This is a genomic window from Alloalcanivorax xenomutans (assembly GCF_900217905.1).
Lineage (GTDB): Bacteria > Pseudomonadota > Gammaproteobacteria > Pseudomonadales > Alcanivoracaceae > Alloalcanivorax > Alloalcanivorax xenomutans.
On the sequence record NZ_OBMO01000019.1, the window covers coordinates 88,351 to 111,379 of the forward strand.

22 protein-coding genes are annotated in these 23,029 nt (G+C 62.8%); 14 read left to right on the forward strand and 8 right to left on the reverse strand.

Annotated elements, in window-relative coordinates; genetic code table 11:
• Window positions 1–69 precede the first annotated feature (69 nt).
• On the reverse strand, window positions 70–1,029 hold the full coding sequence (locus tag CRO06_RS15450) for a zinc-binding dehydrogenase (RefSeq protein WP_097058809.1): 960 nt from the start codon (window positions 1,027–1,029) through the stop codon (window positions 70–72).
• A 163-nt stretch (window positions 1,030–1,192) separates the two neighbouring features.
• Between CRO06_RS15450 and CRO06_RS15455 the strand changes: the two genes are divergently transcribed.
• Window positions 1,193–2,215 (forward strand): MBL fold metallo-hydrolase, encoded by a 1,023-nt coding sequence (locus CRO06_RS15455; RefSeq protein WP_097058810.1) that lies wholly within the window; start codon window positions 1,193–1,195, stop codon window positions 2,213–2,215.
• Between the two features lie 54 nt (window positions 2,216–2,269).
• Here the strand turns inward: CRO06_RS15455 and CRO06_RS15460 are convergent, their stop codons facing one another.
• The 3 genes from CRO06_RS15460 to CRO06_RS15470 all read right to left on the reverse strand — a co-directional run bounded on the left by CRO06_RS15460 (window position 2,270) and on the right by CRO06_RS15470 (window position 3,899).
• A complete protein-coding gene (locus tag CRO06_RS15460) occupies window positions 2,270–2,692 on the reverse strand; it encodes a type II toxin-antitoxin system VapC family toxin (protein WP_097058811.1) in 423 nt (140 codons plus the stop codon).
• Window positions 2,689–2,931, reverse strand: a complete 243-nt coding sequence (locus CRO06_RS15465) for a FitA-like ribbon-helix-helix domain-containing protein (RefSeq protein ID WP_022994194.1) — start codon at window positions 2,929–2,931, stop codon at window positions 2,689–2,691. The genes CRO06_RS15460 and CRO06_RS15465 overlap by 4 nt, the downstream gene beginning before the upstream one ends.
• A gap of 131 nt (window positions 2,932–3,062) precedes the next feature.
• Window positions 3,063–3,899 (reverse strand): IclR family transcriptional regulator, encoded by an 837-nt coding sequence (locus CRO06_RS15470; RefSeq protein ID WP_097058812.1) that lies wholly within the window; start codon window positions 3,897–3,899, stop codon window positions 3,063–3,065.
• Window positions 3,900–4,284: 385 nt separating this feature from the next.
• On the opposite strand from CRO06_RS15470, the gene CRO06_RS15475 reads away from it, so the two are divergent.
• From CRO06_RS15475 to CRO06_RS15515, 9 genes are all read left to right on the forward strand, one after another.
• Window positions 4,285–6,417 carry an acetate--CoA ligase family protein gene (locus CRO06_RS15475; protein ID WP_097058813.1) on the forward strand — a complete coding sequence of 711 codons (2,133 nt, stop codon included), beginning with the start codon at window positions 4,285–4,287 and terminating at the stop codon, window positions 6,415–6,417.
• Between the two features lie 7 nt (window positions 6,418–6,424).
• Complete coding sequence (locus CRO06_RS15480; protein WP_022994197.1) at window positions 6,425–7,267, forward strand: MaoC/PaaZ C-terminal domain-containing protein; 843 nt, start codon at window positions 6,425–6,427, stop codon at window positions 7,265–7,267.
• A 65-nt stretch (window positions 7,268–7,332) separates the two neighbouring features.
• Window positions 7,333–8,400, forward strand: a complete 1,068-nt coding sequence (locus tag CRO06_RS15485) for an acyl-CoA dehydrogenase family protein (RefSeq protein WP_035450817.1) — start codon at window positions 7,333–7,335, stop codon at window positions 8,398–8,400.
• Window positions 8,400–9,164, forward strand: coding sequence for an enoyl-CoA hydratase/isomerase family protein (locus CRO06_RS15490; RefSeq protein WP_026948913.1), 765 nt, complete (start codon window positions 8,400–8,402; stop codon window positions 9,162–9,164). The genes CRO06_RS15485 and CRO06_RS15490 overlap by 1 nt, the downstream gene beginning before the upstream one ends.
• A gap of 2 nt (window positions 9,165–9,166) precedes the next feature.
• Window positions 9,167–10,324, forward strand: a complete 1,158-nt coding sequence (locus CRO06_RS15495) for an acyl-CoA dehydrogenase family protein (protein ID WP_026948912.1) — start codon at window positions 9,167–9,169, stop codon at window positions 10,322–10,324.
• 27 nt (window positions 10,325–10,351) lie between these two features.
• Complete coding sequence (locus CRO06_RS15500; RefSeq protein WP_014994033.1) at window positions 10,352–11,272, forward strand: SDR family NAD(P)-dependent oxidoreductase; 921 nt, start codon at window positions 10,352–10,354, stop codon at window positions 11,270–11,272.
• A 202-nt stretch (window positions 11,273–11,474) separates the two neighbouring features.
• On the forward strand, window positions 11,475–12,614 hold the full coding sequence (locus CRO06_RS15505) for a TAXI family TRAP transporter solute-binding subunit (protein WP_055100583.1): 1,140 nt from the start codon (window positions 11,475–11,477) through the stop codon (window positions 12,612–12,614).
• An 88-nt stretch (window positions 12,615–12,702) separates the two neighbouring features.
• Window positions 12,703–14,652, forward strand: a complete 1,950-nt coding sequence (locus tag CRO06_RS15510; protein WP_055100584.1) for a TRAP transporter permease — start codon at window positions 12,703–12,705, stop codon at window positions 14,650–14,652.
• A 206-nt stretch (window positions 14,653–14,858) separates the two neighbouring features.
• Entirely contained in the window at window positions 14,859–15,641 is a 783-nt protein-coding gene (locus CRO06_RS15515) for a citryl-CoA lyase (RefSeq protein WP_026948909.1), read from the forward strand.
• Window positions 15,642–15,747: 106 nt separating this feature from the next.
• Here the strand turns inward: CRO06_RS15515 and CRO06_RS15520 are convergent, their stop codons facing one another.
• The 4 genes from CRO06_RS15520 to CRO06_RS15535 all read right to left on the reverse strand — a co-directional run bounded on the left by CRO06_RS15520 (window position 15,748) and on the right by CRO06_RS15535 (window position 19,209).
• Entirely contained in the window at window positions 15,748–16,050 is a 303-nt protein-coding gene (locus CRO06_RS15520; RefSeq protein ID WP_097058814.1) for a helix-turn-helix domain-containing protein, read from the reverse strand.
• Window positions 16,037–16,192, reverse strand: a complete 156-nt coding sequence (locus CRO06_RS20235; protein WP_244902842.1) for a hypothetical protein — start codon at window positions 16,190–16,192, stop codon at window positions 16,037–16,039. The genes CRO06_RS15520 and CRO06_RS20235 overlap by 14 nt, the downstream gene beginning before the upstream one ends.
• A 245-nt stretch (window positions 16,193–16,437) precedes the next feature.
• Window positions 16,438–17,853, reverse strand: a complete 1,416-nt coding sequence (locus tag CRO06_RS15530) for a hypothetical protein (protein WP_244902843.1) — start codon at window positions 17,851–17,853, stop codon at window positions 16,438–16,440.
• A gap of 204 nt (window positions 17,854–18,057) precedes the next feature.
• Complete coding sequence (locus CRO06_RS15535) at window positions 18,058–19,209, reverse strand: acyl-CoA dehydrogenase family protein (protein WP_022994208.1); 1,152 nt, start codon at window positions 19,207–19,209, stop codon at window positions 18,058–18,060.
• Between the two features lie 307 nt (window positions 19,210–19,516).
• Here CRO06_RS15535 and CRO06_RS15540 point away from each other — a divergent pair, with 307 nt between their 5' ends.
• The 4 genes from CRO06_RS15540 (at window position 19,517) to CRO06_RS15555 (ending at window position 22,881) form a co-directional block, all read left to right on the forward strand.
• Window positions 19,517–20,725: a 3-oxoadipyl-CoA thiolase gene (locus CRO06_RS15540; protein ID WP_026948907.1), complete on the forward strand. Its 1,209-nt coding sequence runs from the start codon at window positions 19,517–19,519 to the stop codon at window positions 20,723–20,725.
• Between the two features lie 197 nt (window positions 20,726–20,922).
• Window positions 20,923–21,369 (forward strand): MarR family winged helix-turn-helix transcriptional regulator, encoded by a 447-nt coding sequence (locus CRO06_RS15545; protein WP_097058815.1) that lies wholly within the window; start codon window positions 20,923–20,925, stop codon window positions 21,367–21,369.
• An 89-nt stretch (window positions 21,370–21,458) separates the two neighbouring features.
• Window positions 21,459–21,887, forward strand: coding sequence for an organic hydroperoxide resistance protein (locus tag CRO06_RS15550; protein ID WP_097058816.1), 429 nt, complete (start codon window positions 21,459–21,461; stop codon window positions 21,885–21,887).
• 148 nt (window positions 21,888–22,035) lie between these two features.
• Window positions 22,036–22,881 carry a YbaY family lipoprotein gene (locus tag CRO06_RS15555; protein WP_097058817.1) on the forward strand — a complete coding sequence of 282 codons (846 nt, stop codon included), beginning with the start codon at window positions 22,036–22,038 and terminating at the stop codon, window positions 22,879–22,881.
• Window positions 22,882–23,029 lie beyond the last annotated feature (148 nt).

Below are 23,029 nucleotides of genomic sequence, written 5' to 3' on the forward strand. Positions count from 1 at the left end.
TGCAGGCAAGCTCCCACGGCGGCTTCGTAGCCCGGTCCGTGGGAGCGTTCACGGACCGCCAATCCTATCTTATAGCACCAACACCCGCTTACCGCTGAAGTCGTCCTCCACCATATGGCGGTGCGCCTCCAGAGCATCGGCGAAGGCAAAGGTCTCCATCGGCAACGGACGCAGCCGTTCGGCGGCGAACAACGGTGCCAGGCGGTCGTTGAACAGCCCGGCCATGGCGATGCGGCGGTCCAGGGTCTGGCTGCGCATGGTCATGGCGGTGATTTTCAGACGCCGCTGCAGAAACGGGCGCAGGTCCATCATGGTCTGGGCCCCGCCCAGCACGCCCACCAGACTCAGCGTGCCTTCGGTGCGCAAGCCCTTGAGCACCTGGCTCCAGTCCGGGCCCACCATATCCATGATCACCGCCACACCGTCGCCGGTGATGCTCTTCAGCTGCTCGGCCAGGGTGTCGTCCTCGGTGACCGTGGCCACCAGCCCCATGCCTTCGGCGGTGCGCAGATTGGCCGGCTTGCGGCTGGAGCCGATCGGCCGGGCGCCCAGCGCCGCCGCCAACTGGGTGCCAGCGAGACCCACGCCGGCGCTGGCCGGGCGGATCAGACACCATTGCCCCGGTTGCAGGCCACCATCCAGGAACAGCGCCCGATAGGCGGTCAGGAAGGCTTCCGGAATGGTGGCGCCGGTGGCGAAGTCCAGATTGTCCGGCAGTGTCAGTGGTTCATCTTCATGCACCACTAGATATTCCGCGTAGGCGCCGCTGGGAATCAGCCCCATGACCCGGTCACCTACCTGGCGATGGGTGACCTTGCTGCCCACCGCATCCACCTCGCCAGCGTATTCCAGTCCGGGCACCCGCTGGTCGAAGCCCGGGGGCGCCGGATACATGCCCTTGACCTGCAGGATATCGGCGCGATTGATGCCCACGGCCCGCACCCGGATACGCACCTGATCCGGTGCCGGTTCCGGGGTATCAAAGGGGCCAAGGGCCATGGTGCCGTCGTTGATCTGCCACGCTTGCATGGATAGCTCTCTCCGTTATGAGTGAATCCCCGTGCTTCCCCTGAACCCGGGAAGGGAAGAAAATGAGGGATTCCATAGGTATACTGGGTTCACCTTTCCGTCTGGTTTCATCCCTGAGGTTGGGTCAACACAATAACGACAAAGTGGTCTTCGGGAGAACCCCATGTCCGAATTGCAGTATCCGTTTTCGCAACCGCCGCAGCCCGGCGAGCGTCTGGAAGTAGCGCCGGGCGTGTACTGGTTGTACTTTCCCATGCCGCTGGCGCTGGACCACATTAATCTGTGGTTGCTGGAGGATGGGGACGGCTGGACCCTGGTCGATACCGGATTCGGCACCCGCCACACCCAGAAAATCTGGGCCCAGGCGTTCGATAACGCCCTGGAAGGCCGGCCGATCCGCCGCATCATTGTCACCCATTATCATCCGGACCATGTCGGCCAGGCCGGCTGGCTGGCGCAGCGATTCAATGCACCGGTACGCATGACGCGCGGGGAATGGGAGCTGCTCAATCATTTGCACTCCGCCGAGGACGACACCGTGCGTCAGGACGTGCGCCGCTTCATGGGGTTGCACGGTCTGCATGGGGAGCCGCTGGATGCGCTCAGTGGCCGCGGCAACGGTTTTCGAAAAGTGGTGCCGATCATGCCGCCGACCCCGGAGTTCATCGCTGCCGGTGACGCCATTCAAATCAATGGTCAAACCTGGCGGGTGCACATCGGCCGGGGCCACGCGCCGGAGCACGCCTGCCTGTTCCGTGAACACGATCATGTGCTGATCAGCGGTGATCAGGTGCTGCCGCGCATCTCCAGTAACCTGACCGTGCATGCACGCGACCCGGATGATGACCCGGTCAGCGCTTTCGTCGATTCATTGACGGCGATTAAGAACGCACTGCCGGAAGACAGTCTGGTATTGCCCGCCCATGGGCTGGCCTTCCATGGTCTGCACGCTCGTATCGATGCTTTGGTCAAACACCATGACGAGCAGTTGAGCGTGGCCGAGGAAGCCTGTGAGAAAGCGCCGCTGACCGCCTACGATCTGTTGCCACTGCTGTTCAACCGCAAGCTCGACAACAATCAGATGATGTTCGCCATGGGGGAGAGCATCGCGCATCTCAACTGCCTGCACGCCCACGGCCGCGCCACGCGCGCCGACCGCGAGGGCCGGCGCTACTACGCTGCCTGATGGGCCCCTTGTGGGTGCCACGAAGCCCCTGTGGGAAGCTTGCGGGGCAGTGACCTAATCGGCCATCCACGGATTCAGTAAAGACACCCCCAAGGGTTCGAAATCCTTGATATTGCGAGTGGCCAGTACAGCGCCGTGCCGCTCGCAGATGGCGGCGATCTGAGCGTCGGCCATGTGCACGGGCCGTCCGCGTTTTTCGCAGGCCGCCAGTTTTTCCGCGTAGTAAGCGGCGGCCGGGGCGTCGAAAGGCAGCACGCGGCCGGCGAACTCCTCGTTGAACAAGCCTATGGACAGGTCCGTGAGACGGCGCTTGCGTCGCCCGGCGGGCAAGCGGCGGACGCCATGCAGTATTTCCGCCACGGTGATACTGGTAACCGCCACATCCCGGCCGCTCTGGCGGTCCAGCCATGCGATGACCCGGGGTTCGGGGGCCGGCCGCATCAATTCCGACAGCACATTGGTGTCCAGGACAATCATTGATCCAGACCTGGATCACGGGGCGCGTCCTGGCGCCGTTCGAACTCCGGCGGTTCGGCGTCGTAAGCGGCAAAGCGCTCGCGGATGCGGGTGCCAAGACCGGTATCCGAACCCGGTTCCAGCGCGCGATGCAGGATCTGCCTTACTTCTTCCTCCATGGAATGGCCGTGTTCAGCGGCGCTCAAGCGCAGCCGGGCTTTCAATTCATCGTCGAGGTTGCGGATGGTAATGGAGGCCATGGGGTTCTCCGGGTGCTTTCATTGATATCAATGCAATCATAGCACGCCAGAAGCCAGAAGCCAGAAGCCAGAAGCCAGAAGCCAGAAGCCAGAAGCCAAGTGTTTGGTATCTTTATTCCATATCCTGAATGCTATTCATTGATGGTGTTTTCCCTAAGGTTGCGGGGAAACAGTGAGCGTTCCAGGAAGTGCGCGGTGTCGCGGATGGCCTCGCCGGCCCGGGCCAGGCCCCGGGCATTGTGCTGAGCGGTGATGCCGATACCGGAGATGGCGAAGCGCGGCTGGTTGTGGTGATCGGTGAGAACGCTGGCCACCATGCTGATGCCGCGATACAGGCAGTTGTCGTCCAGGGCCCAGCCCCGTTCCCGTGCTTCCTTAACGCCCTTTTGGTATTCCTCGAAGCTGGGCGGATTCTCCCAGCGCAGCCGTGCGAAGCGGCGCCGCAGCTCCGCGTCGGGCAGGTCGCGTACTCCGGCGATGGCGCGGCCGCAGGCGCCGATCAGCTCCGGCAGGCGGCTGTCCAGCCGCACATCCACATGGGCCACATTGGGGATGCCGCGGGCGATGACGCTGACATGGTTGTCGTGGGTGATGCGCCACAACACGATCAGGATATCCAGATTCAGGGCCAGCCGTTCCAGTTCCGGCTGAATCAGGTCGGCATAGCTCTGACCGATCAGATTGACCGTCAGTTCGGACAGACCAATGCCCAACTGGTAGGTCTTGCTGCTTTCGTCGAAGCGCACGAAGCCCTCGTTATTGAGGGTGCGCAGAATGTTGAAGGCGCTGCTCGGGCTGACGCCGGTGGCGCGGGCGATGGCGGCCACGCCCTCCGGGGCCTGCTGGTGGGCGAGGTGGCGCAAAAGCTGGATCGCGTTCACCACGGCGCCCACGTCCTTGGTGCTGCCATTTCGGCCGCCGCCGTTTCTGCTGCTGGAGTCACTGCGTTCGTCTTTTGGGGATGTCATGGATTTGTATTCACAATAAGGATTGACATTCAGAATGGTGAATCTACCATAAACCGCAATTCCGGACCGGGCAACGACCCGGCGCCGTTGTCGAAATCACGGCACAGAACAACAAAGTGGGAGAGCACAGTGATGAGCATGCCCCCGGTGGCCCGTCCTGGCCACGTCGTCACTATACCTTTAGTCCCGGCGCTGGTCCCGGCCCGGATAGCCCGTTCTCGCACCGCTGTCGCCGAGATCGTTGTACTCCGTTTCCCATGCGCTCACCTGGGAAGATCCCCCCGCCCCGGCGGCTTTGTCGCCGGTGGCGACGGGGTGGGCGTCCCTCGTCAGCCCTTCAATAAGAACAGTCAGAAATAGCCGGACCAGAAAGGAGCTTGCGGTGATGCAAGACGACACCAACGCGAACGGCACCGCCAACGGCCGGTTCGCTTCTCTAACGCCACTGCTGCAGCCACGGTCCGTGGCGGTGGTGGGAGCATCCGCCGACGCCACCCGTATCGGTGGCCGGCCAGTAAGCTACATGCTGCGCGGTGAGTTCCAGGGCAGGGTAATGCCGGTGAACCCGAAACGCAGCGAAATTCAGGGGCTGCCGGCCTATGCCAGCATCGATGACCTGCCGGACGCGCCGGACGCCTCGGTGGTGGCGGTGCCGGCCGCGCAGGTGGTGGACACCGTGGATGCCCTGGGCCGCAGGGGCGGACGCAGCGCCATTATTTTCTCTTCCGGTTTCAGTGAAGTGGGCGCGCAGGGTGAAGCGCTACAGCAGCAATTGCTGGCCACCGCGCGCCGCCATGGCATGCGCCTGCTCGGCCCCAATACCGCCGGCGCTTTCAACAGCACCATCGGCTTCTTCGGCAGTTTCATGTCCGGTCTGGAACGCGGCTTTCCGCTACCGGGCCGTATCGGCATCGCCTCCCAGTCCGGCGCCTACGGCGCTCACCTGCTGGGGCTGGCACGGGCGCGTGGGCTGGGTACGCCTATCTGCGCCGCCACCGGCAACGAATGTGACGTCACCCTGGGCGAAGCCATTGGCTGGATGGTGGAGAACCCGGACATTGACGTGGTGATGGCCTACGCCGAAGCGGTGCGCGATGTGGATTCGTTCATCGCCGCTCTGGAAGCCGCGCACGCCGCGCGCAAACCGGTGATTCTGCAGAAGGTGGGCCGCAGCGCCCTGGGCCAGAAAGCCGCCATGTCCCACACCGCCGCTCTGGCCGGTGACGATCGGGTATTCGACGCGATGCTGGCGGACTACGCGGTAATCCGCGTGGAGAGCAGCGCCGAGCTGCTGGACGTGGCCTATACCGCCACCCGCCGCATTTATCCGGCCAACAATTCCCTCGGCATGCTCACCATCAGCGGTGGCGCCGGCATCATCGTCAGCGACCTGGCCGAACAGCTGGACGTGCCGATGCCACCCATGCCGGAACCGGCACAGGCCGACCTGAAAGCCGCGGTGCCGTTCTGTTCCCCGATCAATCCGGTGGACTGCACCGCCCAGGTGCTCAACGACCTGACCCTGGCCGGCACCTTCGGTGAGCGCATGGTGTCCGATGGCGGCTACGCTTCGGTGCTGGCGTTTTTCAGCCAGGCCGGCACGGTGCCATCGGTGGCGCCGAAACTGTGCGCGGAGTTGAAAAAAGTAAAGGATGCCCATCCGGATCGTCTGTTCGTGATGTCACTGATCGGCGAGCCGGAGCAGAACCGGCCCTATGAAGAGGCCGGCTTCGTATTGATGGAAGACCCCACCGACGCGGTGAAAGTAATCAAGGCCATGGGGCAGTTGGGCGACGCCTTCGCCCGGCCCTTGCCACGGCGGGAAGCGGTGTCACCGGTAACCTTGCCGGAAGTCACGCCCGGCGAAGCCGAAGCCAAACAATTGCTGGCCGCGCACGGTATTCCCGCGGTGCCGGAAAAAGTGCTCGGCAGCGCCGAGGAGGCCGCCGCCTACGCCGAACAAATCGGCTTCCCGGTGGTGATGAAAATCGCCTCCGCCGACATCGTGCACAAATCCGAAATCGGTGGCGTGCTGTTGAACGTTGCCGGCGCGGACTCCGTGCGCGAAGGCTTCCAGACACTGTTGGGCAATGCCGAACGCCGTGTCCCGGACGCCAAACTGGATGGTGTGTTGGTGGCCCGGCAGATTGTCGGTGGCGTGGAATGCTTCATGGGAATCCAGCGCGATCCCCAATTCGGCCCGGTGGCGGTGTTCGGTCTCGGCGGCATTTTCGTTGAAGTGCTCAAGGATGTGGCGTTCCGCCGTTGTCCGTTCGACCGCGAGGAAGCCCGCGATCTGATTCTGTCGATCAAGGGCGCGCCGTTGTTGCAAGGCGCCCGCGGTCGCGCGCCGGTGGACCTGGATGCGCTGTCGCAGGTGCTCGCCAATTTGTCCCGCTTCGCGGTCGGCGCCGGCGAGCGCCTGGACTCCATCGATATCAATCCGGTTTTCGCCATGCCCGAAGGGCAGGGTGCCTTCGCCGCCGACGCGGTGATCCAATTGAACGAACAAAAGTGAGAGCGGCATGGCTATCGATCCGCAACATTTGCTCAATTACCCCATTCCCCAGGTACGTCAAACACTGACCGAAAAGGACACCGCGTTTTATGCCCTGTCGGTGGGCCTCGGTATGGACCCCCTGGACGAAAAACAACTGCGCTTCGTCGATTCCGCCCGGGATTTCCGTGCGCTGCCCAGCATCGCGGTGGTGCTGGGACATCCCGGTTTCTGGGTGGCGCGTGACGATACCGGCATCGATGCGGTGCGCGTGGTGCACGGTGAACAGCGCATTGAGTGGCACAAGCCGCTGCCGGTGGCGGGCGAAGTGGTGGGCGAAACCCGCGTCACCGGTGTGGTGGACAAGGGCAACAACGCGCTGATGTACAGCGAAAAGGAACTGCGCGACGGTAACGGCGAGTTGTTGGCTACCGCCGGCATGACCACGGTGCTGCGCGGGCAGGGCGGGTTCGGTGGCGACAGCGAACCGTTGCACGCGGTACACACCCTGCCGGACAGCGAGCCGGACATCAGCGTGGATCTGCCCACCCGTGCCGAGCAGGCGCTGTACTACCGTCTCAACGGCGACGACAACCCGCTGCACTCCAATCCCGCCACCGCCGAGGCCGCCGGCTATCCGCGTCCGATTCTGCACGGCCTGTGCACCCTTGGCGTGGTCTTCCATGCGTTGTTCCGCGAGTTGGTGGATTACCGGGAAGATCGCCTCAAGGCCCTGTCCCTGCGTTTTTCCTCGCCGGTTTTTCCGGGCGAGACCATCCGTACTGAAATCTGGCGCGACGGGTCCTTCCGCGCCCGGGTGGTGGAGCGTGATGTGGTGGTGGTGAACAACGGCAAACTGGATTTTGTTTGACCGGCGCCTCTGTGGGAGCCGCCTTGGCGGCGAATGACGTTAGCCAATAAATTCGGGAGAGAACAATGACCATCGAATGGACCCAAGAGGACCTCGAGGCGCGGGAAGAACAGGTGCGGATGATCCGTGACAGCGCGGTGACGCTGGTGTCCCGTCATGGTGCGTTGGAGCGGGCCCGCGAAACCCGCTACAGCGACCTCGGCCTGGATCCCGCGATCTGGCGGGAATTCTGTGAAATGGGTTGGACCGGCCTGCGTGTGCCGGAAGAGAAAGGCGGTGCCGGTCTGGGCATGCTGGAATACGTGGCGCTGCTGGAGGAGCTTGGCAAAGGCCTGGTGCCGGAGCCGTTGATTGAAGGCGCGCTTACCGCCGCGCTGTTGCCGCAAGCCGCCGCCACCGCGCATATCCAGGGCGAGCAACTGATTCTGCCGGCCGGGATCGGGGGCGTTGACCAGCCGCCGGTGTGCCGTGATAACGCGTTGGATGGCGAGGTGCGCCGGGTGTCCCTGGCCAGTGCCGCCGATGCCTTCCTGGTGGCCTGTGATCAGGGACTGGCGTTGGTGGACAAGGACGCCGCCGGGCTGACCCTGGAACGTCAGTTGCAGCAGGACGGTTCCCACGTTGCCACCGTGAAGTTCAATAACACGCCGGTGCGGGAATTGGTGAGCAGCGTCGATGTGGATGCCGCGCTGGAAGACGCCACCCTGGGGTGTGCCGCCTACCTGCTGGGTGTGATGCAGGCGGCGTTTGATGAAACCCTCTCCTATCTGAAAATCCGCCGTCAGTTCGGTAAGGAAATCGGCAGTTTCCAGGCCCTGCAGCATCGCGCCGTGGACCTGAAAATCCAGATCGAACTGACGCGCGCCATGGTCACCAGCGCCGCCCGCGCCATCGATCAGGAATTCCCCATCGAACGCATTCGCCGCGCCGTGTCCACCGCCCGGGTAAAAGCCTCCACCGCCGCCATGCTGGTGACCCGCGAAGCAGTGCAGTTCCACGGCGGCATCGGTTACACCGACGAAGCCGACATCGGTTTGTTCCCGCGCAAGGTGCTGGTGCTGCTCAACCGTTTTGGCGGTGTCGACGGCCACAAACGCCGTTTCATGTCACTGATCGATGAGGAGGACGCCTGATGAGCGGTCCCTTGCTGTCTCGCCGTGAAGGCAACTGCCAGGTGCTCACGTTCAATGCGCCGGCCCGTAAAAACGCGCTCTCCATGGAAATGCGCGCCGAGCTCTATGACGCCTTGCTGGCGGCGGAGCAGGACGCCGGGGTGCGTTGCGTGGTGATCACCGGCGCCGAAGGCACCTTCTGTGCCGGCGGCGACATCGGCCAAATGAACGAAACCCAACTGGCCAGTGCCCGCACCCGCATGCGCCGCAATACCCGCCTGGTGCAGCAGATGCTGACCATGGGCAAGCCGCTGATCGCCGCCGTGGAAGGCTGGGCGGTGGGCGCCGGTTTTTCCCTGGCGATGGCCTGCGACACGGTGATCGCCGCGGACAACGCCCGCTTTCAATCGGGCTTTGGCAAAGTGGGATTGGCCGCGGATCTGGGATTGTTTCACACCTTGCCGTCCCGGGTCGGCATGGCTCGCGCGCGTCAGATCCTGATGTACAACCAGCGGCTGGAAGCCGCCGAGGCCCTGAGCCTGGGTGTGGTGGACAGCATGGTGGAGGCCGGCCAGTCCCTGCAAGCCGCCTTGCAACAGGCCGAGGCCCTGAACGATCAGGCACCGCTGGCGGTGGCCGCCACCAAGGCCATGCTCGCCGGTCAGTTGGAATGGGCCTTCACCCGTGAGGTGGATTGGCAGAGCCAATTGCTGATCAGCGCCGACCACCAGGAAGGCAAAGCCGCCTTCGCCGAAAAACGCGCACCCCGTTTCGGAGGTAACTGAACATGGCTGAGCAAAACACCGACTACAACAGCATGAGCGACGAAGACTTCCGTGTCATGGTGCGCCGCTGGCTGGAACAAAACTATCCGGAGGAAATCCGTAATCCGCCGTACCGGTTGGGTATCGGTCCCTGCCGCCCCTGGTACCAGAAGCTGTCGGAAAAAGGCTGGCTGGCACCGGGTTGGCCCGCCGAGCACGGCGGTATGGGTCTCAGCGCCGGCAAGCAGCTGGCGATGATGGAGGAGATGGAAAATTACGGCTGCGCCCGTCTGCCGGACTCCGGCATCACCATGCTCGGTCCGCTGCTGATCCGTTACGGCAGCGACGAGCAGAAAGCGCACTTTCTGCCGAAGATCATTAACGGCGAGCACATCTGGTGCCAGGGTTATTCCGAGCCCAACGCCGGCTCCGACCTGGCGGGCCTGCGCACTGAAGCGCTGCTCGATGGTGACGAATGGGTAATCAACGGCCAGAAAATCTGGACCACCATGGCCACCGAGGCCAACTGGATCTTCGTGTTGGTGCGCACCAGCCGTGAAGGCAAGCCGCAGCAAGGCATCAGCTTCCTGCTGGTGCCGATGGACAGCCCCGGTATTGAAGTGCGGCCGATTCCCAATCTGGAACGCCAGGCCGAATTCGCCGAAGTGTTCTTCACCGACGTGCGCGTGCCGAAGGCCAATCTGGTGGGCGAGGTCAACAAGGGCTGGAGCATGGCCAAGGCGCTGCTCGGCTTCGAACGGATTTTCCTCGGCTCGCCGAAGCAATCTTCCAACGCCCTGGTGCGGGTGGAGCGTCTGGCGCGCCGGCTCGGTGTTTGGAACGACCCGCTGTTCCAGGACCGTTACACCACTCTGGCGATGGACCTGGATTGCCACAAAGCGCTTTACGAGCACTACGCGGATCAGTTGAAACGCGGCGAGTCCCTGGGGCCGGACGTCTCCATGCTGAAAGTGCACCAGTCCGAGTTGTATCAACGCATCAGCGAACTGGCGTTGCTCACTGCCGGCGAGGATTCCGGCACGCTGGAGCCCTTGCCCGGTGACCCGGATCTGCATCCGGCGGGGATCTTCATTCAGTCGCGGCCCACCACCATCTACGGTGGCAGTAACGAAATTCAACGCAATATTCTGGCCAAACACGTCCTCGGGCTGCCGTCCTGAGACAAAAGTATCAACGGGAGAGAAATCATGGCACAACAACCCATGCTGGAAGACAAAGTCGTCATCGTCACCGGTGGTGGTGGCGGTGTAGGCCGCGCCTATGTTCTGGCGGCCGCCGCCGCCGGCGCCAAAGTGGTGATCAACGACATCGGCGTATCCCTCACCGGTGAAGGCGGTTCGCAAAGCCCGGCGGAAGAAACCCTCGCCATGGTGCGCGAGCTGGGCGGCGAAGGCGTCATCAACACCGACAGCGTGTCCGACTGGGACAGCGCCCGCCGCATCGTCGATTGCGCGCAGGATCACTTCGGCCGTCTCGACGCGGTGGTCAACAACGCCGGTGTGCTGCGCGACGTCATGTTCCACAAAATGTCACTGGAAGAGTGGCAGCTGGTGGTGGACGTTCACCTCAACGGCACTTTCTATGTAAGCCGTGCCGCCGCCGAAATTTTCCGCAAGCAGCACAGTGGTGCCTACATTCATACTGTCAGCACCTCCGGTTTGATCGGTAACTTTGGCCAGGCCAACTATTCCGCCGCGAAACTGGGCATCGCCGCGCTGTCCAAGTCCATCGCTCTGGACATGCAGCGTTACGGCGTGCGTTCCAACTGCATCGCGCCGTTCGCCTGGAGCCGCATGACCAGCTCCATTCCCGCCCGCACCGACGAAGAAAAAGCGCGAGTGGAAAAACTCAAGCAAATGACTCCGGACAAGAACGCGCCTCTGGTGGTGTTCCTGGCCTCGGATCAGGCCCAGGACATCAGTGGCCAGATCTTCTCCGTGCGCAACAACGAGATTTTCACCATGGGCCAGAGCCGTCCGCTCAAAAGCGTGCACCGTGGCGAAGGCTGGACTCCGGAAACCGTGGCCGATCACGCCATCCCGGCACTGAAGTCCACCTTCTATCCGCTGGAGCGCAGCGGCGACGTGTTCAGCTGGGACCCGATTTAACAGGGCATTCCCAGCACCCGATGTAGCTGCGAAGCCGCTGTGGGAGCTTGTCCGGGCGGCGGGCCGCTGCAAGCGAATGTGCCAACGCCGGAGGGCTGGAATTCGCCAGCAGGCTGGCTCCCACAGACCATGCCACGAAGCCGCTGACAACAACCCGAGCCTGACTTTTCACGACCAACACTCGACAATAAGGATAATCATTATGTTCAAGTCCCTCGCCAAATGGGCGGCGCTGGCCGCTCTGCCTCTGGCCGCCGCGCACGGCGCGCTGGCCGACGACGTCAACCTGGAACGTTCCATGCTCTGGAGCGCCTACGATGTGGGCTCCTCCGGTTATACCGAAGCCTCAATGATCGCCGACGCGATGATGAAAGAGTACGGCGTGCGTATTCGCATCATGCCTTCCGGTACTGCTATTGGCCGTCTCAAGCCGCTGGAAACCGGCCGGGTCAAATTCGCGTTCCTCGCCACCGAAACCTATTTCGCCGCTGAAGGGATCTACGATTTCGCCAGCCCTGACTGGGGCCCCCAGGATCTGCGTGTGCTGCTGGGCCGTCCGGCCTCGGTGTCGCTGGCCACCGCCGCCGATGCCAACATCAAGACGCTCGAGGATCTGCGTGGCAAGCGCGTGGCCTATGTGGAGGCCAACCCTTCGGTGAACATCAAGGCCGAAGCGCTGATGGCGTCCGCCGGTCTGACCTGGGACGACGTCCAGCAGGTGCGCCTGCCGTCCTATGGCGCGTCCCTGCGCGGCATGATCGAAGACACCGTCGATGCCGCCATCGTGTCTCCGGGAGCGCCGACGCTTTACGAGCTGGCGTCCAGCCCCCGTGGCCTGGCCTGGCCGCATATTCCCCTGGATGACGAGGAGGCCTGGGACCGTCTGAACAAAGTGGCGCCGATCTTCGAAGCCGCCATGGAAACCGTGGGCGCCGGCATGTCCGAGGACAACCCGGCACCGATGGCGGCGTACCGCTACCCGATGATCGTCACCTACGCCGCGCTCACCGATGACGAAGCCTACAACATGACCAAGGCAGTGGTGTCCACCTACGACCTGTACAAGGACTCCAATCCGGTGATGCCCCGCTGGGACGTGAAGTTGTCCGGACGTCCGCCGGTGGATGCACCTTTCCACCCCGGTGCGATTCGCTACCTGAAGGAAATCGGCGTGTGGACCGCCGAGGACGACAAATGGAACCAGAAGCGTATCGAGCATCTTCAGAAAGTGAAGGCCGCGTGGGAAGCCGCGCGTGACGAAGCGAAAACCAAAGGCATCAGTGACGACGCCTGGCCGCAATTCTGGATGGACTACCGCAAAGAGGCCCTGAGCGCCGGTTGAGACCGCTCAGGCTTGTGAGCGAAACGGTCGCGCGGTGATCCCGTCGCGGCCGCTTCGCCGCCATCGACTGAATGACGGAGAAACCACCATGCAGGCCGAAACCAATCCCGACGCCGCCCCGGCCACGAGCCCGGAAGGGGAGGCCACACGGGTATCCGGCGCCGCTTACGTCGCTGTCTTGATACTGTCCGCCGTGGGACTGACCCTGGCGGTGAACCAGGTTTTTACACTCAATCTGTTCGGCTTTCAGCCACTGAGTACCGCTTTCTATTATCTGTTGATCGGCGTGTTCGTGGCCGTGGCTTTTCTGGTCTTCCCCGCCACCAAGGGCAGTCGTGGGCGGGTGCCGTGGTACGACTGGCTACTGGCGTTGGCAACGCTGGCGGTGGGCGTTTACTTCTCCTCCAACGCGGCCACCATTATCAACAGTGGCTGGGATATCGACGCGCCGATGTTGCCCACGGTGCTGTCCGGAGTGCTGGTCCTGATCGCTCTGGAGGGCGTGCGCCGTTGCGGCGGCACCGTCCTGTTGCTGGTGTGTCTGGTTTTCAGTATCTATCCGCTGTTCGCCGACAGCATGCCCGGCGTGTTGTGGGGATCCCAATACACCCTGGAGGAAGCCGTGCGCGCCAACGCCATGGGCGTGGAGAGCATCATCGGCATTCCCATGCGCGTGGTGGCGGATTTGCTGATCGGTTTCATCGTCTTCGGTGTGGTGCTGACGGTGTCCGGCGGCGGTGATTTCTTCATGAAGCTGGCCTACGCGCTGATGGGCTCCCGCCGTGGTGGGCCGGCCAAGGTCTCGATTCTGTCCTCGGGCTTTTTCGGCAGCCTTTCCGGCAGCGCCGTGTCCAATGTGCTGTCCACCGGCCCGATGACCATCCCCACCATGAAGCGCTACGGTTACCCCGGCACCTATGCCGCCGCGGTGGAAGCCTGTGCCTCCACTGGCGGTACCATCATGCCTCCGATCATGGGCGCGGTGGCGTTTATCATGGCGTCCTTTCTCAATGTCCCGTACCTGGAAGTGGCGTCCGCCGCTCTGGTGCCGGCGCTGTTTTTCTATTTGATCCTGTTCCTGCAGGCGGACGCGCACGCCGCGCGCAAGGGACTGAAAGGACTGCCAAAGGAAGAGCTGCCATCGGTGGTGAAAACCCTGCTGGAAGGCTGGATCTACCTGTTCAGCCTGGCGCTGCTGGTCTTTCTGCTGCTGGCCTGGCGTATCGAATCCATGGCGCCGTTCTACGCGTCCGTGGCGCTGCTGGTGACCGCATTGGTGTTGCATCGTGGCGGTAACCGCAAGCGGGTGATCCTGGATGTGATCGTCGAGTCCGGAAAAAACGTGGCCAACCTGGTGGCGATTCTGGCCGGCATCGGGCTGGTGGTGGGGGCGCTGTCCCTGACTGGCGCCGGCACGGCTTTTTCCCGTGAACTGATCCAGTATGCCGGCGACAACGTGGCACTGCTGTTGATACTGGGCGCGCTCACCAGCTTCGTACTGGGCATGGGCATGACCGCCAGCGCCTGCTACATCTTCCTGGCTATCGTGCTGGCACCGGCGCTGGTGAAAATGGGCCTGGACCCGGTGGCCAGCCACATGTTCATTCTCTATTGGGGCATGCTGTCCTACATCACGCCGCCGGTGGCACTGGCGTCGATCACCGCCGCCGGTGTGGCCGGCGAACCGGCGATGAAGACCGCCTTCCAGTCCTTCAAGTTGGGATCGGTGCTGTTCATTCTGCCGTTCCTGTTCGTGGTGGAACCGGAACTGATTCTGCGCGGCGAACCGATGCTTATTGTCCGCTACGTCATCACCGCCGCCATTGGTGTCTGGATGCTGTCCGCCGGGTTGGAACGTTACGCCTATTTCCACGGCGCGTTGAGCCGCTTCAAGGCGTTGCTGTTCCTGATCGGCGGCCTGCTGATGATGGTGCCCGGCTGGGAGACGGACGTGGCCGGCGTGGCACTGGTGGGGCTGGTTTACCTCAGCGGTCTGCTACTGCCCGGAACCCGGAAGGACGCGCAAACCGAAACCTGAACCGTCGCTCTGTTACAGACAGACCGGCCTACGAAGCCGCTGTGGGAAACTGTCCGGGCGGCGCTCCGCTTGGCAGTGAATGGGGCCCTGAAGATATGCCTCAGGCCAGTTCGCTGGCAAGCCAGCTTCCCACAGAACAGGAGTCACGAAGCCGCTGTAACGCGATCCGTTCTTTCATACCAACGAACCCAAACGAGGAAGTCACCATGGCTCGTCAAAACAAACCGATTCGCTCCGACATCGCCTGGAGTACCCGTGACCGTATCGAAGTGCGGGGCAAGGATCTGCCCAATGAAATTCTCGGGCACATGAATCTGGGGGATCTCGCCTACCTGCAACTGACCGGGAAAGCGCCCACCGAGCAGCAATCCAAGGTGTTCAACGCCATCGTCATCACCCTGGTGGAACACGGTATCACGCCGTCCGCGTTGGCCGCCCGTATCACCTATGCCGGCGCGCCGGAATCCCTGCAAGCGGCGGTGGCCGCCGGCCTGTGCGGTCTTGGCACGGTGTTCGTCGGCAGCATGGAAGGCGCCTCGAAAATGCTTTATGAAGCGCTGCCGGATCCGAAAGCCGATGTGGATCTGGAGGCTCTGGCGGATCAAGTGGTCGCCGACTTCCGTGGCCGCAAGCAAATCATTCCTGGCCTTGGCCACCCGCTGCACAAGCCGGTGGATCCTCGCACCCCGCGGCTGTTCCAGATCGCCGAGGAGAACGGCCTGTCCGGTCGCTACGTGGATCTGATGCAGCGCATCGCCGCCAAAGCCGAAGCGGCTTCCGGCAAACAACTGCCGATCAATGCCACTGGCGCCATCGGCGCGATCTGCTGTGAATTCGGTTTCCCCTGGAAAATCGTGCGCGGCTTCGGCGTCATGGCCCGCGCCATCGGCCTGGTGGGGCACATCCTGGAAGAATCGGAGAACCCCATGGGCGTGGAAATCTGGCAACGCGTGGAAGACGAAGCCACCGCCCATATTCGCCCGGAATAAGTCAAACCTTCCCTTGCAAGCAAGCTTCCCACAGCCATGCTACGACGCCGCTGTGGGAAGCTGGCTTGCCAGCGAATAGGCTCTCGGTCGCGTAGCCACCTCTGAATCATCCCTCGTTGGCTAGCGTCTCCACGATCACCTCGGGGTGGCGAAAGGCAATCGCGATCAGTGTCCGGGCGGCGCCGGACGGCGTGCGCCGACCCTGTTCCCATTCCTGCAGAGTGCGATGGGAAATATTCAGAGCCCGGGCAAATTCAGACTGGGACAAACCGGTCCGGTGACGGGCCTGGGCCACTTCGTTGTCACTCACTTCGGTTCTGCGGGCAACGTAGCCGGCTTTCATCTCCCGAACCGATTGCAACAGCTTCTTACCCAGTTCCTCTCCGGTCAGAGCTTTATCCTTGGCCATTTTCCAACTCCTCGCGTATGGCTTTCAGCAAGTGCGCCGGGATAGTGCTGATGGTGTTTTTGGCGTACATCACCAGCAGCCAGATTTCTCCATTGGCCAGGCGGGTGAAGTAAAGAACGCGTACCCCGCCTCTTTTACCCATTCCCGGCCGGGACCAGCGGACTTTGCGACAACCGCCGCTGCCAGGGACGACATTACCGGCATATGGGTGCGCTGCGATCCAGGCGCAAAACTCGGCTCATTCTTCTGTGCTCCACAATTTGTCCGCATCCGCTGCGAAAGTGGGCGTTTCAACTACCGTGTACATTTGGTCAGTATACGTCTAAGACGTATTTCGTCAAGAGGATGGGAGAAGGGGCGTTTACCCCCATCTCTCACCCCGGTAGCTCACCCCTGCAAAGAGTGCAGCACGAACACCCAAACGCACAGTGTTGGCACGATGATCCAGAAGAACAGGCCGTCCCAGCGCCAGGCGATCATGTAGGAGGAGCGCTGCAACAGTTGCTCAAGCACCTGCATGGCGGCGGTGAAGGGGGAGGTGATCATCGCCAGGGACCAGGCGCTCATCAGCGCCACCGCCAGCACCACGGGTTCCAGTCCGATCTCATGGGTGTCGGCGAAGAGGCCGGCGATCAGGGTCACCGAGACAATCGGGTTGAGCCCAATCTGCGACAGCAGGATCACCGCCATCATCGCGGCGACCGCGAACCAGGGGCCATACAGGCCGGTGTGCAACAGCGCCTCGGCCAGCACGTCGCGATCAATCGCCGGCACCAGCAGCGCGCCGAGGAAAGCGGAACCGCCGAGAATCGCCACTTCGTTACGGTTGGCGCCGAAGATCAGGCGGGAATGCCGGTACAACAGCATGGCCGCCCGGCGCGCACCGGTGCCGCCACCCAGCCGACGCCGCTGCAACGACAACCAGGTGAAGGCGCTCAGCGGGCAGGCGATCAACACCGCCACCGGCAAGCGCACATCCAATACCCAGCCACACAGGAACACGGCTGCAGTGATCACCGCGGCCAGGGCGGTGAATTGCCACAAGGGTTTGGAAGAACGCCGATCCACCGGCGGCACTTTCAGGTTGCGCGGGCGCAGCACCCAATCCAGTAACCAGCCGATGGCGAACATCAGCACCGCCGTGGGCAGCGCCACCGGCGCGATGGTGTGCCAGCGCAGCGACGGCATGTTCGACAGCATCACCGCCATGGTCACGCCCAGTGGCGACAGCAACGGCACCAGGGCAAAGCCGCGTAGAATCGACAGCATCATCCGCCGTTCACGCACCGCCTGCACACGCCGTTCGCCGCCGGCGGCGCTGAGGCTGTTGCTGCGTTGCACCATGGAACCGAACAGGCCGATCACGCCGATGTTGATGATCATGCCGAACACGGCGGTGCCGATGGACAGTGTCGGATAACGCCAGGCAGGACGCTGGCGGATCAGCACCTGACCGGCGTGACGGACCAGGCGGGAGCGCATGGCCGACACTCGCAACAAACCCAGGGCGGAGACGAAAGTGGCGAAGAAACAGAAGCGATCCCAGGCCGCCAGAAACTGGGGCAGGGGATCGTCACTCTGGATTGATATCAGGATGGACAGGACGGCGATGAACAGCAGCAGGCCCTTGGCCAGTTTGCTCTTGCGGCGCCATTGAACCAGCAGATAGATCAGCAGAGTGGGGCGCGCGATCCAGGGGGAGAGCGGATTGGGAAACAACAGGGAAACCAGGGTGGCGGCCATGCACAGCGGCAAGGCGTAATCCAGCAGCCGGCGCAAACGCCGGGGCCATTCCCTGTTCAATTAACGTGTCCCCCGATTCTTTTACTGTGCCGTAGGCCAGATCCCACAAACCGTGCCACGAAGCCGCTGTAGGAGCCGGGCGTGGGACGCCAGCCCCTACAGATCATGCTCCGAAGCCGCTGTGGGAGCTTGCCTGCAAGCGAATGTTCCGCGTCGGACGTCAATTCGCCAGCAGGGCTGGCTCCTGCAGAAGCAGGGTGGCGTTTACTGGGCCTCGCGCACCATGTTGCGAGCGATCACGATCTGCTGGATCTGGGTGGTACCTTCGTAGATCCGGAACAGACGCACATCGCGATAGAAACGCTCCACCGCGTATTCGGACATATAGCCGGAACCACCGTGAATCTGCACCGCGCGATCGGCCACACGGCCCACCATTTCCGCGCAGAACAGTTTACAGCAGGACGCATCCAGGCTCACCGGCTGGCCGGCGTCCTTGGTACGGGCGGCTTCCAGAACCATGGAACGGCCGGCGAACGCCTCGGCGCGGGAATCGGCCAGCATCGCCTGGATCAACTGGTGCTCGGCCAGCGGCTGGCCGAACTGCTTACGCTCCATGGCGTAGCGCAGGGCATCCTCGATCAAGCGTTCGGCCACGCCCACGCACACAGCGGAGATGTGCAGCCGGCCACGATCGAGCACCTTCATGGCGGTTTTGAAACCCTGGCCTTCCTTCAGACCGATGATGTTTTCCGCCGGTACCCGGCAGTCTTCAAAAGTGATGTCGCAGGTGTGGGCGCCTTTCTGTCCCATTTTCACGTCCGGCTTGCCACGGATCAGGCCGGGAGTATCGCCTTCGACGATGAATGCGGTGATGCCGCCGGCGCCCTTGTTGTCCGGGTCGGTGCGTGCCATCACCGTGTACAGGTTGGCTTTCGGGCCATTGGTGATGAACCGTTTGGTGCCGTTCAGGATGTAGTGGTCGCCATCGCGCACGGCGCGGGTTTTCAGGCTGGCGGCATCGGAGCCGGCGTCTGGCTCGGTCAGGCAGAAGGAACTGATCACTTCGCCGGTGGCCAGCTTCGGCACGTACTTGCGCTTCTGCTCTTCGGTGCCGTCGATCAGAATACCCTGGGCGCCGATACCATTATTGGTCCCGAACAGGGAACGGAAAGCCGGCGAGGTCCGTCCGATCTCGAACGCCACCAGTGCCTCTTCTTCCATTGTCAGGCCGAGACCACCATACTCTTCCGGGATGGACAGGCCGAACAGGCCCATCTCTTTCATTTCCTGAACAATGTCTTCGGGAATGGCATCGTTCTCGGCCACGGATTGCTCGGCGGGCACGAGACGGTCACGGACAAAGCGTCGAACAGTGTCGACGAGCTGGTTGAGCAGTTCGGAGTCACGAATCATGATTCTGTCGTTTCGATCGGCAAGAGAGTTTCGCGGAGGATGAACCGGAGCCGCGAGGTGGATCGCGGTGTGGACGCCTCCCTGGAATGGGCGGACCGGGCGGTCACCCGACTTGCAAGGCACTCTGTCACGGCCTATCCTTTCCGTCAAGTTTCAAAACAATATTCCGCACAGCGGACGCCACTTCCCGTGCTTCCCTATGAATGGCGCCGTGCCTCGTGGGAGCGGCTTATGGACCGCCATTGCGGTCGATTACCGCCTCACCGGAACACTTGGATTCGGGACCAACCTTTGAGGACCTCACAGCATGCTTGACGCCTATATCTACGACGGTTTGCGCACTCCTTTTGGCCGCCACGCCGGCGCCCTGGCACCGGTGCGTCCGGATGACCTGCTGGCTTCCGTCATCAGCACCCTGGTCAACCGCAATGACTTCCCGCTGGAGAAGTTCGAGGACGTGGTTGCCGGTAACACCAACCAGGCCGGCGAAGATGCCCGTAACGTGGCCCGTCACGCCGGTTTGCTGGCCGGCCTGCCGGAGTCGGTGGCCGGTGTCACCGTGAACCGCCTGTGCGGTTCCGGTCTGGCCGCCACTCTGGACGCCGCCCGCATGGTTACCGTCAATGAAGGCGACCTGGTGATCGCCGCCGGCGTGGAATCCATGAGCCGCGCCCCGTTCGTCATGGCCAAAGCACAAACCGCTTATAGCCGTGACATGAAGGTGTTCGACAGCACCATCGGCGCGCGCTTCCCCAACCCGCGTATTCTGAAGGAATTCGGCGCCGACACCATGCCGGAAACCGCCCACAACGTGGCCGCCGAACTGGGCATCAGCCGCGAGGAAGCGGACGCCTACGCGGCCCAGTCCCAGGCTCGCTATGAAGCCGCCCGCGCCGACGGTTTCTTCAAGGAAGAAATCATGCCGGTGGAAGTGCCCCAGGGCCGCAAGAAGCCGCCGCTGGTGGTGGATGCCGACGAGCACCCGCGCCCGGGCACCGGCGCCGAGCAACTGGCCAAGCTGCCGGCCATCGTTGAGGGCGGCATCGTCACCGCCGGCAACGCCTCCGGGGTCAACGACGGCGCCGCCGCGCTGATCATCGGCTCCCGCGCCGCCGGCGAAGCCGCCGGTATCGCGCCGCGTGCCCGCATCATCGCCGGCGGCGTGGCCGGTGTGGCACCGCGGGTCATGGGCCTGGGCCCGGTGGAGGCCTGCAAGAAGGTACTGGACCGTGCCGGCCTGACTCTCAAGGACATGGACGTAATTGAAATCAACGAGGCCTTCGCCACCCAGGTGCTCGGCTGCTGCAAGCAACTGGGCCTGAAAGGCGACGACGAGCGCCTCAACCCGAACGGTGGCGCCATCGCCGTCGGTCACCCGCTGGGCGCTTCCGGTTCCCGTCTGGCTCTGACCGCGCTGCGTCAGTTGGAGCGCACCGGTGGCCGCTACGCGCTGGTGAGCCTGTGTATCGGTATCGGCCAGGGCGTGGCCATGCTGATCGAGCGCCTGCCGCGCTAAGCACAGAAAACGTCGCCATCCTTTTCTGGATTGTGTGGGAGCCAGCCTGCTGGCGAATGCGGCCTCCGACGTTGGCACATTCGCTTGCAGGCGAGCTCCCACAGCGGCTCCATAGCGCAAACTGTAGGAGCCAGCCTTGCTGGCGAACGCTTCGATTTCTCTTGCTATTAAATAGCGCGCGATTTAATATCGCCCTCATGAACGATCACGACACCCCCGACAGTCTGCTCAAGCTTGACCTCCAGGTCTGCTTCGCCCTGTATTCCACCAACCTGGCCATGACCAAGGTCTACCGCCGGTTGTTGCGCGAACTGGGGCTCACTTATCCGCAATACCTGGTAATGATGGTGTTGTGGGAGGAGGATGGACAGACCGTGTCGGAGATCGGCGAGCGGTTGTTCCTGGATTCCGCCACGCTGACGCCGCTGCTCAAGCGACTCGAGGGCATGGGGCTGCTGTCCCGCCGCCGGGCCGCCGACGACGAGCGCCGGGTAAGGGTGCGGCTTACCGAGCAGGGGCGTGAGCTGCGCATCCGGGCTGAAGCGATTCCCGAAGCGGTGGCCTGCGCCAGCCAGTGCCAGCCGGAAGAACTGATGGCACTGAAAGATCAGCTTCATGCCTTGCGCCGTAAACTGAACGGGTAGGGCGCCACGTTGCACGTTGGCGCCTTGCTTTGGGCTTATTTAAATAGTGCGCTATTTAATAGTGTGAAATTACCGTAAAGGAGAGCACCATGAGCATCGAAAAAGTACTGTACCGTGCCGAAGCCAAAGCCACCGGTGGCCGTGACGGCCGCGCCGTGAGCAGTGACAACGCCCTGGATGTGAAGCTGACCACGCCGCAGGCCCTGGGTGGCCAGGGTGGCGAGGGCACCAACCCGGAGCAGTTGTTCGCCGCCGGCTACAGCGCCTGCTTTCTCAGCGCGCTGAAACTGGTCGCCGGCAAGGCCAAGGTGGCTTTGCCCGCCGAAAGCAGTGTTCAGGGGCAGGTGGGCATCGGCCCGGTGGGCGCTGGTTTCGGCCTGGAAGTGGCGTTGACCGTAAGCCTGCCGGGGCTGGATCAGGCCCAGGCGGAGCAACTGGTCAACAAGGCTCACGAAGTATGCCCGTACTCCAACGCCACCCGCGGCAACATCGACGTCAGTCTGAACGTGCAGGTCTGATTCCCGCCCCCGAGCCCCTTGCCAGGACCCTGGCGAGGGGCTTTGTTTATTTTCATCAAACCTTCATCCGTCATCATCGCTTTTGCCCCGGCGCCTGCTAGAGTTTGCAGGTGAATTCCCAGTCTTGTGCCATGTTCAAGGAGCGATCATGAAAACCACGCTTTCTCTTTCCGCCCTGACGGTGGCCGCCTTGCTCACCGCCTGTGACCAGGGGCCGGCCAACGATTCCCAATCCTCCGGGCAAGGAGGTGCCGCCATGGAACAGAAAGAACAGCAGGTGACCCTCAAAGGCGAAGTGCTCTACCGGGAGCGCATCGCGTTGCCGCCGGATGTCACCGTGAGGGTAGTGCTGGAGGATGTGTCCCTGGCCGATGCCGCGGCCAAGGTGATTGCCGAGCAGACCATCGAACCGGAAACCCAGGTGCCGATTCCGTTTGAACTGACGTACATGCGTGGTGACGTCAATCCGGACATGGGCATGGGCTACGCGGTGCGCGCGGAAATTCGCGATCAGCAGGACAAGCTGCTGTGGACCACCACCGAACGGCATACCGTGGAAGTGGGCGAGAGCAACGACCAGCCGGTAACCGTCATCGTTCACCGGGTGCCCGGTGACGACACGCCTCGGGAGAATCCGGAGGATATGGAAGGGGTGGAGGGGGCCGGGTTGTCTCCGGCGGCGCAGAAAGTCCGTGAGCAGGGCGCCCAGTTCTGGGCGGCGGGTAATGAGCCCGGCTGGAGCCTGGCCATCTATCCGCAGGTGAAACTGGAACTGGTCACCGATTACGGTGAAACCACCGTCGCCACTCCGGATCCCGGTCCCAAGGAAGAGGGCGGCAAAACCCTCTACCAGGCCAGCAACGAAGACACCGACCTGACCGTGGAAATCGAACAGACCCCCTGCCAGGACGACATGAGCGGGAAACAGTATCCGTACACCGTGGTGGTCAGCTACGGCGATACCACTCTGAACGGGTGTGGGCAGGAGCTGTAAAGGTATCGGGATTCGCCAGCAGGCTGGCTCCTACAGATAGTGCTCCGAAGCCGCTGTGGGAGATTCTATGGTGCCCTGCAACGCTTAAAAGAGCTTTGCGGGGCAATATTCTTGTTGCTGCTTCATCAGGGCGAAGGCGGTGCGGGCG